This is a genomic window from Collinsella acetigenes, assembly GCF_012844445.1.
Taxonomy (GTDB): domain Bacteria; phylum Actinomycetota; class Coriobacteriia; order Coriobacteriales; family Coriobacteriaceae; genus Collinsella; species Collinsella acetigenes.
In genome coordinates, this window is sequence record NZ_JABBCP010000001.1 from 43,760 (window position 1) to 58,182 (window position 14,423).

Genomic DNA, 14,423 nt, shown 5'->3' on the forward strand with positions numbered 1-14,423 from the left:
TCGCGTGCGCGCCTTTACAATGGGGTACAACCAACGAACACGTAGATATGGATAAAGCAAAACGAGGGGAAACACATCATGATCGAGTTCGACTTCGCGCCGCACGGCGTTTGCTCGCGCAACATTCACGTTGCCGTTTCCGACGACGCTCAGACCGTCGAGCACATCGAGTTCACGGGTGGCTGCAACGGCAACCTCAAGGCAATCTCAAAGCTCGTTGAGGGCCAGCCGGTTCAGCAGATCGTCGATCTTCTTGCTGGCAACACCTGCGGTCCGCGCCCAACATCTTGTGCCGACCAAATGACCTTGGCGCTTAAAGAGGCAGTTGCCAAGGCAAACGCATGAGCTTAATTAGTAAATCGGGCATAAGCCGAAGAGGGTTTCTTGGCGGCGGCATGGCTGCGGCCGCCGCGACCCTGCTTTCTGCCTGCAGCGGAAAAAAAGATAAGGGCGCCGAGTCGAAGGGCACCACGGGTGAGCCTCAGGTGCTCACCGATGATTCCAAGATCATCGACGCGTTGGATGAGTACGAGAGCGTGGACACAACCCTTACCGCTGCGTACACCTGGAACCTCCCCGTGGGAACCGTTCCCTTTTACAGCCAGGGCTCCTGGTCTGCCGCCATGTTTGCGCCCGAGTCTGCTGCCACGCCCAATTCGATTGGAGTGTTCTCGCTTTCGTCTGGATCTCCTGTCACACTTCGGTCCAAGCCGGTTTTGGGCGCGGGCTACGAGTTTTACGACGTGCGCGTGGGCACGGGGGTGTTCTGCTGGGTAGAGCTCAACTACTCTTCGTTTGCCTGGTCTTTGTATGCTCAGGCTTTTGCCGATGGCCAGGTCTCTGGCGATCCGCAAAAGATCGATCACGGCAATGGCGATTGGGAACCTCCGATGTTTTCGCCGTATGGCGCGTGCGTAATCTGGCAAAAGATGCCCAATTCCTCTGGATCAAAGAGCGCGTCTTCCAGTAAGTGCTATCAGTGGAATCTGATCGATGGCAGCAAGACCACGCTCTACACCTCGCCTGGCCGCTTTGCCACCCATCCGCGGGTGTCGAACGACATCCTTACCATTTCGCCACGCGTGCATGAGGATGAGGGAACCTATTACGGTATGACGGCGCTGAATCTTGCCGATTCCCCCCATGGACAAATCGACCAGCTCGTGCTGCCGGCGGGGGTTCGTCCTTTCGAGGCCGCTTATCTGAACGACGTGTTTGCCTTCGCTATCGAAGCGAGCTATGACGGCGCCGGTAGGCTTGGCAACATGGGAACGTTTATCGGACGCGAGGGAGGTCCCTTCGTTTACATTTCACGCGAGCCCGCGGCGGGTGTGTGCGGCAAGGGCACGCGTTTTTGTCTGAAGACGCGCTCCTCGACATGCGTTGTCGATACCGACGCTCAGAAGTACTCGGTGGTGGCGTGCCCCGATCGTTCTCTCGATTACGGCGACTACCCCGCAAGTGAGGGCGCCACGGACAATTTGGTTACCTTCGCCACCATTAAGGATGCCCAAGGTATTCCCGAGAGCGTGTGCGTGCGCGTGTTTTCGTTATAGCTAGCGTTTGTTTAGGCGTTCGTTTGCCAAATCGACGATTCGCATGAGTTCAAGGTTATCAAGGGGCTGTATGGGCTGAGGATTCTCGCCATGCGGCCCTATGTATTTTTCCATCCACACCACGTCTAGCCATCGGTCAAACTTGTTGGCGCATTTGATGAAACGCGCCCGTTCCTCGTATCCGTGCCTGCGATGGAATTCGACCGAAGAATCGTTTTCGCCGGTTATGCATGCTTCGCTGTTGGTAATGCCTTGAGCTGCCATGCAGGATTCCAGGGCGCTGAGTAAAATGGAGCCGGCTCCATGCCCGCGCTCTTTCTCGGCAAGGTAGATGGAAGTCTCGGCTGCCCACTGGTATGCGGGACGACTTTTGAACGCGCCATAGTAGGCATATCCAACGGCACAGCGTTCTGACTCATCTTCGTCCGTTTTCTCAAGAACTAGGTAAGCGTAGCGTTTTTGTGCCTGCTCGATGCGGGCTGCGAATTCTTTGACACTGGGGACGTCAAACTCGAATGTCACCGTGGTCTCGCGAACATATGGAGCATAGATTGCTAGCAAATCGGCAGCGTCAGAGGCCTGTGCCGGACGAATGTGAAGAGCCATGACATCTCCTGGAAGAAATTTGAGAATCTGGGAACAATGTACTCCAGATGCTACCGTTGCCCCAACAACGGACGGCGTTGACACATGAGCGAAACGCAAATGCGTTTTGTGCGTTAAAATAACGTAGTTTACGGACTTTGAGACAAGGAGGCCTGATATGGCTTCAGATGCAAGGAAGATCCTTCTGGTCGAGGACGAGAAGGCCATCCGCGATGCTGTCGCTGCATACCTCGAGCGCGAGGGCTATTGGGTCGTCGGCGTCGGTGACGGTCAGTCCGCTGTTGAGGAGTTTGAGAAGCACCAGTTTGACCTGATCGTGCTGGACCTCATGCTTCCCAAGCTTTCGGGCGAGCGCGTGTGTCGTGCCATTCGCGACACCTCCGATGTGCCTATCATCATGCTAACCGCGAAGGGCGAGGTTGAGGATCGTATCATCGGCCTCGAGCTTGGTGCAGACGACTATTTGATTAAACCGTTCTCGCCTCGCGAGCTTGTCGCTCGCGTGCGTGCCCTCTTCCGTCGTACGCACATCGCCGATGAGCCGCAGGTTGAGGTTCTCGATTTTGGCGATCTGGTCATCGATATTTCCGGTCATAAGATTTTGGTCGAGAACAAAGAAGTCGACCTCACTGCTTCTGAGTTCAAGCTGCTCACCACCCTGGCTCGTCATCCCGGTCGCGTGTATAACCGCATGGAGCTTGTCGAGAAGGTTTTGGGCTACGACTTCGAGGGCTATGAGCGCACGATCGACAGTCATGTCAAGAACCTGCGCGCCAAGCTGGGCGATGATCCCAAGAAGCCCAAGTGGCTCTACACCGTGCATGGTGTGGGCTATCGCTTTGAGGCTCCGCAGGCTAAGGCGGACGAGGGCGCTCAGAAGTAATGCTTCCCGCTCATATCGTCACCGGACAAAAACATAAGTCAGATAACGAGGCGAATTCCCGCGCAAGCTGGAATACGCCTCGTTCCGATTCGCGCTCGGGCCTGAGCTACGGCTCTCGCATGGCGCTTTCCTTTGCCCTCACATCGCTGATGACGGTGCTCATACTGGTATGCGTCATCATGGTGGTGTGGGGCAGCGCTTTTTCTGAGTATACGCGCGCCAACGTGGTCGACCTCGCCAAGCTGACGAGCGAGAAGCTCGCCGACAGCTATGAGCAAGATGGCGAGTGGACCGTCGACACGCTGTATGCCATTGCGCAATCGAGTTCGATATCCGACGACATCGGCCTGCAGGTCCTCGATGCCGAGGGGACCATTCTTTACGACGATACGTGGCCGGTTGCATCGGTTGCCGCCGATGTGAAGAAATCCGAGGCCGAACCCGTACCGGATACGGGGTCCGCGGAAGAGGGCTCTGTTGTCGCTACCGATCAAGGGTCTGCCGGGCAGGAGGCCGCAACGTCGGCGGAGGGCTCCGCCACCGCTGCGGAAAAGGACGAACCAAAGATCAAGTTCGACCGCCATGGCCTGATCTCCACCGCTCCTACCGATGAGGAGGGGGCTATCACCGAACCCATTACCACTTCTGATGGCAAGGTGGTGGGTAAGGTTCGCCTGTGGGTCCTGGGCAGCGATGTGTTGCTCACCAAGACCGATACTGCCTTTAGAGAGAAGACGATCGACGCCATGTTCTTGGCCGCGGCGATCGCTGTTGCCATTTCTGTCATGATCGGCCTATTTGTATCCCGTATGCTCACGAACCCCATTCGTCGCATCACCGGAACGGCGAAACAGATTCGAGATGGCGATCTGTCCGCGCGTACTAATATGCGTGGCGACGACGAGATCGATCAGCTGGGTGAGACGTTTGACGAGATGGCCACCTCGCTTGAGAAGGACCTCAAGCATGAGCGCCGTCTGACCTCCGACGTTGCCCATGAGCTTCGTACACCGCTGATGGCAATGCTTGCTACCGTCGAGGCTATGCAAGATGGCGTGTATCCTACGGATAACGAGCATCTCGAGACGGTTGCATCCGAGACGCGCCGTCTGGCGCGCCTTGTGCAGCAGATGCTTGACCTTTCGCGCATGGAAAACCATACGGCGCCCATGAACATCGAGGCTGTCGATATGGTCGAGCTGGTGCGTGGGATCGTCAACGCACAAGAGCCCCTGTTCCACGAACGCGACCTTCGCTTGCGATTTGCGGACGAGACGCAGGGCAAGATGCCCTTTATCAAGGTTGATCCCGATATGATCACGCAGTGCGTGATTAACCTCATGAGTAATGCCATGCGCTACACGCCCGAAGGTGGCTGGGTGATTGTGACCGTGGGCCTCGATCGAAAGCATCTGACGATCTCGGTGTCGGATACCGGTATTGGCATTGCCAAAGAGGATCTGTCTCGTATCTTTGGTCGTTTTTGGCGCGCCGATGCTAGCCGTGCCCGTGAAGCGGGCGGCTTGGGCGTGGGTCTTGCCGTGACCAAGCAGATTGTCGAGCGTCACCATGGATTCATTTCGGTGGAGTCGGAACTTGAAAAGGGTACGACTTTTACGATTCATTTGCCGCGTGAGCAACAGCAGCAGCCCTCTTCTACTACAATAGAGCGTTAGCTGCGGCTCAAGGCTTAGTCCGCTGCCGCCGTATTCCAATAAAGCCTACTTGAGGAGTTGATTTTCGTGAGCACGATGGATCTTCGTCCCGATTCCCGCGGCAAGGTTCGCGATATCTATGATGCCGGTGACAACCTGTTGATGGTTGCTACCGACCGTATCTCCGCTTTCGATTTCATCCTGCCCGATGAGATTCCCTTTAAGGGCGAGGTTCTGAACCGTATTTCCAAATTCTGGTTCGACAAGTTTTCCGATATCCTGCCCAACCACATGGTGAGCATCGACCCGGCAGATTTCCCCGAGGAGTTCGCTCAATATCGTGATTATCTGTGCGGTCGCGCCATGCTGGTGCGCAAGGCCGAGCCGATTCTTGTTGAGTGCATCGTGCGCGGCTATCTGACCGGCTCTGGTAAAAAGACCTACGATCAGGACGGCACTGTATGCGGCATCAAGCTGCCCGCCGGCCTTACCGAGGCCTCCAAGCTTCCCGAGCCTTTGTTCACGCCCTCTACCAAGGCTGCTATTGGCGACCATGACGAGAACATCTCCTACGAGCAGTGCGTTGACCTGGTGGGCTCCGATATCGCCTCTCAGCTGCGCGACTACTCTTTGAAGATCTACACCGCTGCTGCCGAGTACGCGGCGACTCGCGGCGTGATTATTGCCGACACCAAGTTCGAGTTTGGCATCATCGATGGCAAGGTCACCCTCATCGATGAGTGCATGACTCCCGACTCCAGCCGCTTCTGGCCCGCCGACTCCTATGAGGAGGGCAAGGTTCAGTCGAGCTTTGACAAGCAGTATCTGCGCAATTGGCTCCGTGCCAATTGGGATATGACCGGTGAGCCCCCGCACCTTCCCGAAGAGGTGCTTGAAGGAACGACCCAGCGCTACCGTGAGGCTTTCCAGGCTATCACGGGTGAAGAATTTAAGCCCATGAAGGAGAACGCGTAAGTGAGCACCCGTAGTCCCCAGAACGAACGTAACACCAATCCGGATGCCAAGCCCGGCTATATGCGCAAATCTGCCGCTTCGGCAAAGCCCGCTCGCTCTGCTGCGAGCTCGGTGCGTGTCGTGCCCGCTAGCTCGAAGGAGAAGCGTAAGCAGGCCGAGCGTGGCGAGAGCCTTGCCGGCTTGAGCAAAGAAGAGAAGCGCGCCCGCAAGCAGGCCGAGCGTCTGCAGGAGGACCGTCTTTATGCGGCTTCCAATGCGTTGATGCGCAAGGATGAGGATTATTCTCGCCGCCGTAAGTTCTTCTGGGTACTGCTCGCAGCCGGTCTCATTGCTATCGTCATCGTGTGGCTCATGATCGGCACCACGAGGGGCCAGGAGATGCAGACGACCCAGATCATCGGTATCGTTATCGCGTATGCGTGCATCCTTGGTGCGTTTATCTACGACTTGGTACGCATCCGTCCTATTCGCAACGCATGTCGCAGCAAGGCCGAGGGTCTTAGCGAGAAGCGTTTGAATAATTTGATCGAGAAGGACGCGGCTGAGCGTGACGCCAAGAAGGCAAAGCGCGAGAGCAAGAAGAAATAGCCGATCCTGATATAAGGTTGGTATCATATGGGCGCGTCGTACAGCAGTGCGGCGTGCCCTTGCTTTGAGAATCCGAGGAGTGGATATGAAATCATACGGGTTGACGGCGGCCGATGCGCGCGCGGGAATGATAGCGCTGCGTCCGACCATCGAGCGTTATGCACGATTGATCGTGCGCAAGGGCGTGAATGTTCGCGCGGGGCAGGAGGTTGTTGTCAATGCTCCGGTAGAGTGCGCGGAATTCGCGCGTCTTTTGGTAGCACAGGCCTATGCAGCCGGCGCCTGCCATGTAACCATGCTTTGGCATGACGATGCCGTGCAGCGTCTGACGTACGAGAACGTTGACGCGGCGTATTTTGAGCAGGTGCCGCAGTGGCAACGCGAGCAGTTGGATTCTCTCGCACACGACGGTGCATGCTTCATTTTTGTTGAGGGTACCGACCCCGAGGCTTTGCGTGGGATCGATCCCGCGAAGCCTGCGGCTGCCGCTCGCGCACGCAACACGCAGTGCCGCGAGTATCGTCGCGGTCTGGACTTCAACATCAACCCTTGGTGTATCGCAGGTGCTCCCGTTGTTGCCTGGGCACAGCATGTCTTCCCCGGCGTTGACGATGAAGTGGCGGTCTACCTTCTGTGGAAAGCGATTCTTTCCACCGCCCGCGCCGATGGCGCCGATCCCGAGAGCGACTGGGAGCTTCATGACGCAACGTTCGATAAAAACCTGCGCTTTCTCAACGAGCATCACTTTGACGCGCTGCACTATACGGCCGAAAACGGCACCGACTTGGTTATTGGAATGACCGATCGTCACCTGTGGGCCGGCGGTCGCGGTGAGACCCCGCAGGGCCACCCGTTCTTCCCGAATATGCCCACCGAGGAGGTCTTCACCTCTCCGGACTGCGAGCGCGTGGATGGCGTGGTGTATTCTGCTATGCCGCTCGTTCGCCATGGCAATAAGATCGAAAACTTCTGGATGCGTTTTGAGGGCGGCCGCGTGGTCGATTTCGACGCTGCGGTAGGTCGCGATACGCTTGCGAGCATCATTGAGACCGATGAGGGCGCTCATCGCCTGGGAGAAGTTGCCTTGATCTCAAAGAATACGCCCATTCGTCAGAGCAACACGCTGTTTTACGACACACTGTACGACGAGAACGCCAGCTGCCATCTTGCTTTGGGAATTGGTTTCCCGGAGTGCTACGAGGGTGGCTACGAGATGGATCAAGACGAGCTGCGCCGTCGCGGTGTCAATACATCTGCTACACACGTCGATTTCATGATTGGTACCGATGATCTGGACATTATGGGAATCTGCGCCGATGGCACAGAGGTTCCGGTATTCGTGAACGGCCAATGGAGCTGGGAATAACGCAATCATAGCGCCCAAGCGTGGTACAATGCCAAACGCGGACCGTTAGCTCAGCTGGCAGAGCAGGGGACTTTTAATCCCAAGGCCCAGGGTTCGAACCCCTGACGGTCCACCCTTTACAAGAAAAAGCCCGGAGCACGCGCCCCGGGCTTTTTTGTTACACGCCCATGGGTTCGAACCCTGTCGCCATATCCATATCCCAAATGAAGCAGAAAATCCCATTTAAAGTGGTTTGCAGGCAATCTAAATGGGATTTTCTGCTTCGTTTGGAATGGAGAGAGGTGCTCCGGCGGCCGTGCCGGCATCGTCGGACCGTTATCCTGTCATTCCGCTGTCGCGTCTATCGCGCCCTTGGCGCCCACGCGACGGGTCCAATAAAACTCAGCTGACAGCCAAATGGGACGCGCATAGAGAATAGAGCTCATGAGGATAGGGTATCTGCCGTATCATTAACAAGATGCCCTATAGGCTCAATTAACGGAAAGGTAGCGACTGATGGCTGATGTTTACGCTTTGCTCGACACATGGATCGAGCATGTGAAGGATCCAGAGCTGCTCGCTGAGCTCACCAAACTAAAAGAAGACGGTGATGCCGGAGCTATCACCGATGCGTTTTTCCAAGACCTCGAGTTTGGAACCGCTGGTCTTCGTGGAACCATTGGCGCGGGCACCAATCGTATGAATATCTACACGGTTGGCCGTGCCACGCAGGGCTTTGCCGATTACCTCAACCAGACGTTCGATAATCCTACCGTTGCCATTGCCCGTGACAGCCGCAACAAGGGCGAGCTTTTCGTTAAGACAACGGCGTCTATTCTGGCTGCTAACGGCGTGACGTCCTACATCTACCCCAAGATTTCGCCTGTGCCCACCCTTTCGTGGGCTACGCGCTACCTCAATTGTTCGGGCGGCATCTGCATGACGGCAAGCCATAACCCGGCGCCGTATAACGGCTACAAGGCATATGGTCCGGATGGTTGCCAGATTACCTCCGAGGCCGCGGCGGCTATTTCTGCGGCGATGCAGGCTACCGACCCCTTTGCCGACGTCAAGACTATGGATTTTGACGAGGCGGTGGAGCAGGGTCTTGTCAGGTGGATTGACGATTCTTGCCTCGATGCGTACTACGATGCCGTGGTCGCTAAGTCCGTCAATAACCTGACCGACGAACAGGTTGCCCAGGCTCCCCTCAAACTTGTCTATACGCCGCTTAACGGCACCGGTTTGATCCCGGTCACCGAGGTCCTTAAGCGCGTTGGTGTGACCGACATCACCATCGTTCCCGAGCAGCGCGACCCTGACGGCAACTTCCCCACCTGTCCGTATCCCAATCCGGAGATCCGCGAGGCGATGCAGAAGGGCATCGAGCTGTGCCAGGAAGTCAAGCCCGATCTTTTGCTTGCAACCGATCCGGATGCCGACCGCGTGGGCGTGGCATGCGCCGACAGCGATGACTACACGCTCATCACCGGCAACGAAATGGGTGTCTTGCTGCTTGATTACATCTGCAAGATGCGTCTTGAGCGCGGTGAGGATCTTTCCCATAAAGTGGCGGTCACCACAATCGTATCTTCTGCCATGGTTGATGCCCTTGCCCAGGAATACGGCTTTGAAATGCGCCGCTGCCTCACCGGCTTCAAGTACATTGGCGACATCATTACGGGTCTTTCTGACGCAGGTGAAGTCGACCGCTTTATCTTTGGTTTTGAGGAGAGCTACGGTTATCTCTCGGGCGACCACGTGCGCGACAAGGACGCTGTCAACGCGTCGATGCTCATCTGCCAGATGGCTCAGTACTACAAGCTTCAGGGTTTGAATCTGGTTCAGGCCATGCAGGAGCTCTATAAGAAGTACGGTTACTATCACAACCGCACGGTTGCTATTGCCTATCCGGGTGCCGAGGGCGCCGACAAGATGGCCTCCATCATGGTTAACCTGCGCAACGAGGTTCCTGCCTGCATTGCAGGTATGAAGGTCGAGTCCGTTGTCGATTACAAGGACGGCGTGAATGGCCTGCCGAAGGCCAACGTGTTCGAGTACGACCTTGAGGGTGGCAACAAGGCGATCGTTCGCCCGAGCGGCACCGAGCCCAAGATCAAGCTGTATATCTTTGCTACCGGCAAGGATGCAGCGGAGGCCGATTCGCTGCTTGATGCTATCGAGAAGGGCGGCCGCGAGCTGCTTTCGTAGCCAAGGCGGCAAAGAACAAAAGAACAGGGGCGGAAACGGTTTTGTGCCGTTTCCGCCCCTGTTGTATCGACAGCATATGCTCTCGGCTGCTTCCTTAATGGAAAACGAAGACCTTGAGAAGAATCGCCACCACGACAACGATGATTGCGGCCAGAAGAAGGCGTCGATTGCGTTTGCGAGCGCGCTCTTGGCGGGAAATAAAAATCGATTTACCTGGCTTTGGCGTCTGCAGATAACGCTCGTAATGCACCGCGGCGCGTCCACCGTCGCGTTCCCTGCTCACATTTGGAGAAAGGTGTCCGCTTTTCTCATATCCCGTGGGAGAAAGATATTGAGGATCGCTTGTTGCTGTGCCCATATGCTTGCGACCTCCACGTGCCTGTTCGAGTGTTACATAGCGCTCGCGCGTGACGTAGCTGGGCTCAACATCGTCGATGGGGGATTGGGTGATATGCGGCGTTTGACGGCGATAGGGCGCTTTTGCGGCAGGCAGGTTCGGCAACGGCTGCTCGTCGGGAGCCAGCGTATCGTCGCTTTGAGGGTAGCTATTCAGTCCGTCGTCAATGTCGCCCATATCACACCTTAGTGAAGCCCGTATCTGCGTACATTCTAGGATTTTTGAAAGCGCTTTCGATATGGGGCATAGATCAAAAAACCGAATTTAACGAATTTCACAACAAGGCGGTAGGGCGACGTAAATCTAAGTCTACGTAACTTAGATTTGATGATAGTGTGACGCTTAAAAAATCTGAAATAGGCTGTTTAGAACAGAATTGTCAGGGCATAACAGAAGTGTTCCAAGAAGCCGCGAGTCATATGAATGGCACGTGGCAATCACAAAAGGAGTGATTCATTATGGCAAGCATGGTTCCTTATCGTTCGGTTTTTGGTATTCGTCCGACCGTTCCGGCTTCGCTGTTTGATGCTTTCGACGACATGATGGATTTGACTACTCCGCTGTCCTCCAAGGCGTTCCCCATCGATGTCGAGGACAAGGGCGACGGCTACGAGGTCAAGGCCTACTTCACCGGCGTTTCGAAGGACGATATCGACGTCGAGCTTAACGAGGGTCGTCTTTCCATCTCCGTGAACGTCGAGGACAAGGAGGAGGACAAGGACAAGAACTTCTTGCAGAAGGAGTTTGTCTCTTACAGCGCGACGCGTGGTGTCTATCTGAAGGACGCTTCGAGCGAGGGCCTTTCTGCAAAGTATGCTGACGGCATTTTGACCGTCGCGGTGCCCAAGATTGTCGAGAAGAAGAACGTCACGAAGATTTCCATCGACTAGCTAACTACAGCAAAAGACATGCGCCTGCCTGGCGTGTTTGGGGTCCGGCTTTTAGGGTCGGACCCTTTTCGTTAGCACATGGCGTGCTACCAAATGCTGATGGGGCGGTTTTGACCCGCTGCGCGAATGTGAATTGGCTCCCCTGCTGTGCGGGTGAGCGTTGCAGAAGATCCAAGCTCGTTATCGAGGGTTGCCCCGAGCGATTCTGCAAATGCCCGCACGGCGAGACTGGGACGATTGTTTTCCTGCGAGATATGCATGGCGATGACATACTGCGTGTGGGAACCAACCAGGGCGGGAAGGGCATCGGCAGCCTGTTGGTTGGAAAGGTGCCCTGTTGACGAGATGATGCGGTCTTGCAAAAACCGGGGATAGGAACCGCAGCGAAGCATGGGAACGTCATGGTTGCTTTCGATCGCCAGGATGCGAGCGTCGGGTAGCGTGGCCTTGGCGCCCTCGGTGATGATTCCCGTATCGGTGATGTATCCGATGGAATCATCCTGGTAGGAAAACCTAAATCCCATAGGACCTGCGACGTCGTGCGAGGTGGAAAAGGTATCGATACGCATTCCGGCTACGTTGACGGCACAGCCGGGTTCGACGGGGGTGAAGGGAAGCTCTTCGAGCGCGGGCTTTGCACAACGCGTTTGCGGGCTGCAGAACATGGAGCCCGACCAGTTTTTGCACCAGACGGTGAGCCCCTTGATATGGTCGGAATGTTCATGGGTGAGTACCAGGGCTTTAATGTCTTCAACACGAAGCTTGAGCTCGTCCATGCGCTTGAGCACCTCGCGCCTCGAAAGACCGTCGTCGATCATGACGAGTCCTTGCGGTCCCTCTACAAACGCGCAGTTGCCCTTTGACCCCGAGGCGAGGATATGGAGGTGGAGAGGGTGATGCTTACCAAGTGAGTTCAAGATGCCTCGAGGCCTTCCAAAAGATACAATGTGTGCGGTTCCAAGGAGGTTTTTGATGCCAACGGTGTCTCAGCACTATAACCTGACGACGGGCGATGTCTCCGCTTTAGCATCGGATGATTCCATGCGTGCCGCGGCGCCCGTGGTGCTCATGGTATCAGGTGGCGCGGACTCTACGGCGCTTCTTTTGATGGCGTGCTCGTCGCGGCTCGATATCGCAGACGGTCGGGGCTGCGCCCCCATCGCGCGGGAGAGGCTGCACGTGCTGCACGTTAACCATCACTTGCGCGGAGAGGCTTCTGACGGCGACGAGATGTTCGTTCGCGATTTGTGCGAGCGTTTTGGCCTGCCTCTGTGTGTGGAGCACGCTTCCTTCGAATGCCTTGAGGGACAAAATCTCGAGGCAGCAGCGCGAGAGGTCCGCTACGCGGCGGCTAAGCGCTACGTGCGTGAGCTTTGCCGAGAGGTTGGCGTCCCCCGTTCTGCCGCACGTATTCTTACGGCGCATACGGCGAGCGATCGTGCCGAGACCTTTTTCATGAACGCCATCAAGGGATCGGGGCCGGCCGGACTATCGAGCATTCCGCGCCGCCGCAATATCGTGGTGAGGCCCTTGATTGACAAAACCCATGATGAACTTTGCGATTACCTGCGGTGCGCCAACCAGCCTTGGCGTGAGGACGAAAGCAATAACGATACATCGTACCTGCGTAACTTCGTGCGCCATAACGTGATGCCGCTTGCGCTTGAGCGCAACGGAAACATTGCATCTACCATTGGCTCGACCTGTGACATCTTGGGCGATGAGGATGCCTTCCTATCCCAACTTGCCTCGACGGCGCTTCGCTCTTGCATTCGTCGCCAGCAGGAGGGGCTTGTGGTCCTTGATGGCGATCGTCTTGCCGCGGCGGAGGTAGCGATCGCGCGCCGCATGATTCGCCTTGCAATTCGTATGATCGATTCCGAGGCGCGCCTTGAGATGCGTCATGTCGAGGCGGTCCTTTCCTGTGTTGCCGCTCGCTCGGGGTCGCGCACGCTGCCGGGAGGCATCGACGCGCGCATGGAGTTTGGCACCTTGGCCATGCGCACGGCTGCTGCGCGCGAGGCTGCTCCCGTGGGGTGGCTGAGTGTTCCGGGAACCATGGCGTGCGGCAATGGATGCGTGCTCGAAGCGTCGATTGTCGAGTTGCCCGCGGTGATTGATTTTGATGCTGCGATTCGCGCCGCCGCCCATGATCTCAATGGTTTTCCGGTTCTTCTTGCCGATGCCGAGGCGCTTGGGTATGGTCCTGCCGATACAGCATCGCTTGCAGAAAAACGCGGGGCGGTTTCTTCGACCCGCGTAAAAGTATGGGTAGATTCTGCCGTCGCGGGCGATGTGATGTGCCCGCTGGGCATGCACGGACGCTCAAAGAAGGTTTCGGATATTCTCAACGAGGCAAAAATACCCGTCTCCGAGCGAGCTGCCGTGCCCGTTGTTCGTACCGGTCCCGCCTGCTCGATCGTTTGGGTTGCCGGAGTGCGTGCCGACGACCGCTTTAAGTGCACCGCTGCCACCCGCTATGCCGTGAAAATCGTGCTCAAACGAATGGAGTAACATGGGTGGCGGCACATCAATATGTGTCTTACGCGTGACTGTGCGTCACAGGGCAACTCCCTCTGGTATGCCTGCGTAAACTGCGCGTAAAATGGACGTTCATCGTTCGCATGCGAATAAACGTGCGTTTTGATGAATATTTTCAGGGATTCACGAGCCAGAAAGGACCGTCATGGAAGCCATGCATCCCGATGTCGACCACATTCTCTTTACCGAGGAAGAAATCACCGCAATGGTAAAGCGCGTCGGTGCGCAGATCAGCGAGGACTACAAGGATAAAGACCTTGTGCTCATCGCCGTTCTTCGCGGCGCCGTTGTGTTCATGGGCGACCTCATGCGCGCTATCGATTGCCCGCTTGCCATCGATTTTATGGCCGTGTCGAGCTATGGCGACGGCGCTAAGTCGTCGGGCATCGTTCGCATCGTCAAAGACCTCGATATCGATATCAAGGGTCGTGACGTGCTGATCGTCGAGGATATTCTCGACTCCGGTATCACCCTTAAGTATCTGATCAAGAATCTGTCGAGCCGCCAGCCCGCCTCCATCGAGGTCGCTACCTTCCTTTGGAAGGATATCGAGGGCAAGCAGGCTGCTATCAATCCCAAGTATGTGTGCACGCACTGCCCGGACGATTTTGTGGTGGGTTACGGCCTGGACTATGCTCAGCGCTACCGCAACCTTCCCTACGTAGGCGTGCTCAAACCGGAGGTCTACTCGTAATATGAGCCTTTCTTATCCCGATACCGAGGCAGCTCCTTCGCTGCTTCAAGACCAAGCACCTCAAGAGCCCAAGCGCCCGCAA

Annotated in this window: 14 protein-coding genes and 1 tRNA gene; 12 read left to right on the forward strand and 3 right to left on the reverse strand. The window is 56.4% G+C overall.

Annotation, left to right across the window (positions count from 1 at the left end; all coding sequences use genetic code 11):
• Positions 1-78: 78 nt before the first annotated feature.
• Together HF320_RS00180 and HF320_RS00185 are read left to right on the forward strand one after the other, a co-directional pair.
• Entirely contained in the window at positions 79-345 is a 267-nt protein-coding gene (locus HF320_RS00180; protein ID WP_169276562.1) for a TIGR03905 family TSCPD domain-containing protein, read from the forward strand.
• Positions 342-1,556 carry a hypothetical protein gene (locus tag HF320_RS00185; protein WP_169276563.1) on the forward strand — a complete coding sequence of 405 codons (1,215 nt, stop codon included), beginning with the start codon at positions 342-344 and terminating at the stop codon, positions 1,554-1,556. Before HF320_RS00180 ends, HF320_RS00185 begins: the two co-directional genes overlap by 4 nt.
• Here HF320_RS00185 and HF320_RS00190 read toward each other — a convergent pair whose 3' ends face one another.
• Complete coding sequence (locus HF320_RS00190) at positions 1,557-2,162, reverse strand: GNAT family N-acetyltransferase (RefSeq protein ID WP_169276564.1); 606 nt, start codon at positions 2,160-2,162, stop codon at positions 1,557-1,559.
• Positions 2,163-2,319: 157 nt separating this feature from the next.
• On the opposite strand from HF320_RS00190, the gene HF320_RS00195 reads away from it, so the two are divergent.
• From HF320_RS00195 to HF320_RS00225, 7 genes are all read left to right on the forward strand, one after another.
• Positions 2,320-3,045, forward strand: coding sequence for a response regulator transcription factor (locus HF320_RS00195; protein WP_022387193.1), 726 nt, complete (start codon positions 2,320-2,322; stop codon positions 3,043-3,045).
• Positions 3,045-4,721: a sensor histidine kinase gene (locus HF320_RS00200; protein WP_169276565.1), complete on the forward strand. Its 1,677-nt coding sequence runs from the start codon at positions 3,045-3,047 to the stop codon at positions 4,719-4,721. Before HF320_RS00195 ends, HF320_RS00200 begins: the two co-directional genes overlap by 1 nt.
• A 75-nt stretch (positions 4,722-4,796) precedes the next feature.
• The gene (locus HF320_RS00205; protein WP_040219577.1) at positions 4,797-5,675 is read left to right on the forward strand and encodes a phosphoribosylaminoimidazolesuccinocarboxamide synthase; all 879 of its coding nucleotides are present in this window, start codon (positions 4,797-4,799) and stop codon (positions 5,673-5,675) included.
• Positions 5,676-6,263, forward strand: coding sequence for a hypothetical protein (locus HF320_RS00210; protein WP_169276566.1), 588 nt, complete (start codon positions 5,676-5,678; stop codon positions 6,261-6,263).
• Positions 6,264-6,348: 85 nt separating this feature from the next.
• The gene (locus HF320_RS00215; RefSeq protein WP_169276567.1) at positions 6,349-7,629 is read left to right on the forward strand and encodes an aminopeptidase; all 1,281 of its coding nucleotides are present in this window, start codon (positions 6,349-6,351) and stop codon (positions 7,627-7,629) included.
• A 39-nt stretch (positions 7,630-7,668) separates the two neighbouring features.
• A tRNA-Lys gene (locus HF320_RS00220) sits at positions 7,669-7,741 on the forward strand.
• Between the two features lie 383 nt (positions 7,742-8,124).
• The gene (locus HF320_RS00225) at positions 8,125-9,819 is read left to right on the forward strand and encodes a phospho-sugar mutase (RefSeq protein WP_169276568.1); all 1,695 of its coding nucleotides are present in this window, start codon (positions 8,125-8,127) and stop codon (positions 9,817-9,819) included.
• 94 nt (positions 9,820-9,913) lie between these two features.
• Here HF320_RS00225 and HF320_RS00230 read toward each other — a convergent pair whose 3' ends face one another.
• Complete coding sequence (locus HF320_RS00230) at positions 9,914-10,393, reverse strand: hypothetical protein (RefSeq protein ID WP_169276569.1); 480 nt, start codon at positions 10,391-10,393, stop codon at positions 9,914-9,916.
• Positions 10,394-10,674: 281 nt separating this feature from the next.
• Between HF320_RS00230 and HF320_RS00235 the strand changes: the two genes are divergently transcribed.
• Positions 10,675-11,106, forward strand: a complete 432-nt coding sequence (locus tag HF320_RS00235) for an Hsp20 family protein (protein ID WP_040219581.1) — start codon at positions 10,675-10,677, stop codon at positions 11,104-11,106.
• Positions 11,107-11,192: 86 nt separating this feature from the next.
• Here HF320_RS00235 and HF320_RS00240 read toward each other — a convergent pair whose 3' ends face one another.
• Positions 11,193-12,023, reverse strand: coding sequence for an MBL fold metallo-hydrolase (locus HF320_RS00240; protein ID WP_256376342.1), 831 nt, complete (start codon positions 12,021-12,023; stop codon positions 11,193-11,195).
• A 55-nt stretch (positions 12,024-12,078) separates the two neighbouring features.
• Between HF320_RS00240 and tilS the strand changes: the two genes are divergently transcribed.
• Together tilS and hpt are read left to right on the forward strand one after the other, a co-directional pair.
• Positions 12,079-13,620, forward strand: coding sequence for a tRNA lysidine(34) synthetase TilS (tilS, locus tag HF320_RS00245; RefSeq protein WP_211158893.1), 1,542 nt, complete (start codon positions 12,079-12,081; stop codon positions 13,618-13,620).
• A 172-nt stretch (positions 13,621-13,792) separates the two neighbouring features.
• The gene (gene hpt, locus HF320_RS00250; protein WP_022387203.1) at positions 13,793-14,341 is read left to right on the forward strand and encodes a hypoxanthine phosphoribosyltransferase; all 549 of its coding nucleotides are present in this window, start codon (positions 13,793-13,795) and stop codon (positions 14,339-14,341) included.
• Positions 14,342-14,423: the final 82 nt, after the last annotated feature.

Coding starts and splice junctions, on each gene's coding strand:
- HF320_RS00180 (WP_169276562.1), top strand. CDS start 79: ATGATCGAGTTCGACTTCGCGCCGCACGGCGTTTGCTCGCGCAACATT.
- HF320_RS00185 (WP_169276563.1), top strand. CDS start 342: ATGAGCTTAATTAGTAAATCGGGCATAAGCCGAAGAGGGTTTCTTGGC.
- HF320_RS00190 (WP_169276564.1), bottom strand. CDS start 2,162: ATGGCTCTTCACATTCGTCCGGCACAGGCCTCTGACGCTGCCGATTTG.
- HF320_RS00195 (WP_022387193.1), top strand. CDS start 2,320: ATGGCTTCAGATGCAAGGAAGATCCTTCTGGTCGAGGACGAGAAGGCC.
- HF320_RS00200 (WP_169276565.1), top strand. CDS start 3,045: ATGCTTCCCGCTCATATCGTCACCGGACAAAAACATAAGTCAGATAAC.
- HF320_RS00205 (WP_040219577.1), top strand. CDS start 4,797: ATGGATCTTCGTCCCGATTCCCGCGGCAAGGTTCGCGATATCTATGAT.
- HF320_RS00215 (WP_169276567.1), top strand. CDS start 6,349: ATGAAATCATACGGGTTGACGGCGGCCGATGCGCGCGCGGGAATGATA.
- HF320_RS00225 (WP_169276568.1), top strand. CDS start 8,125: ATGGCTGATGTTTACGCTTTGCTCGACACATGGATCGAGCATGTGAAG.
- HF320_RS00230 (WP_169276569.1), bottom strand. CDS start 10,393: ATGGGCGACATTGACGACGGACTGAATAGCTACCCTCAAAGCGACGAT.
- HF320_RS00235 (WP_040219581.1), top strand. CDS start 10,675: ATGGCAAGCATGGTTCCTTATCGTTCGGTTTTTGGTATTCGTCCGACC.
- tilS (WP_211158893.1), top strand. CDS start 12,079: ATGCCAACGGTGTCTCAGCACTATAACCTGACGACGGGCGATGTCTCC.
- hpt (WP_022387203.1), top strand. CDS start 13,793: ATGGAAGCCATGCATCCCGATGTCGACCACATTCTCTTTACCGAGGAA.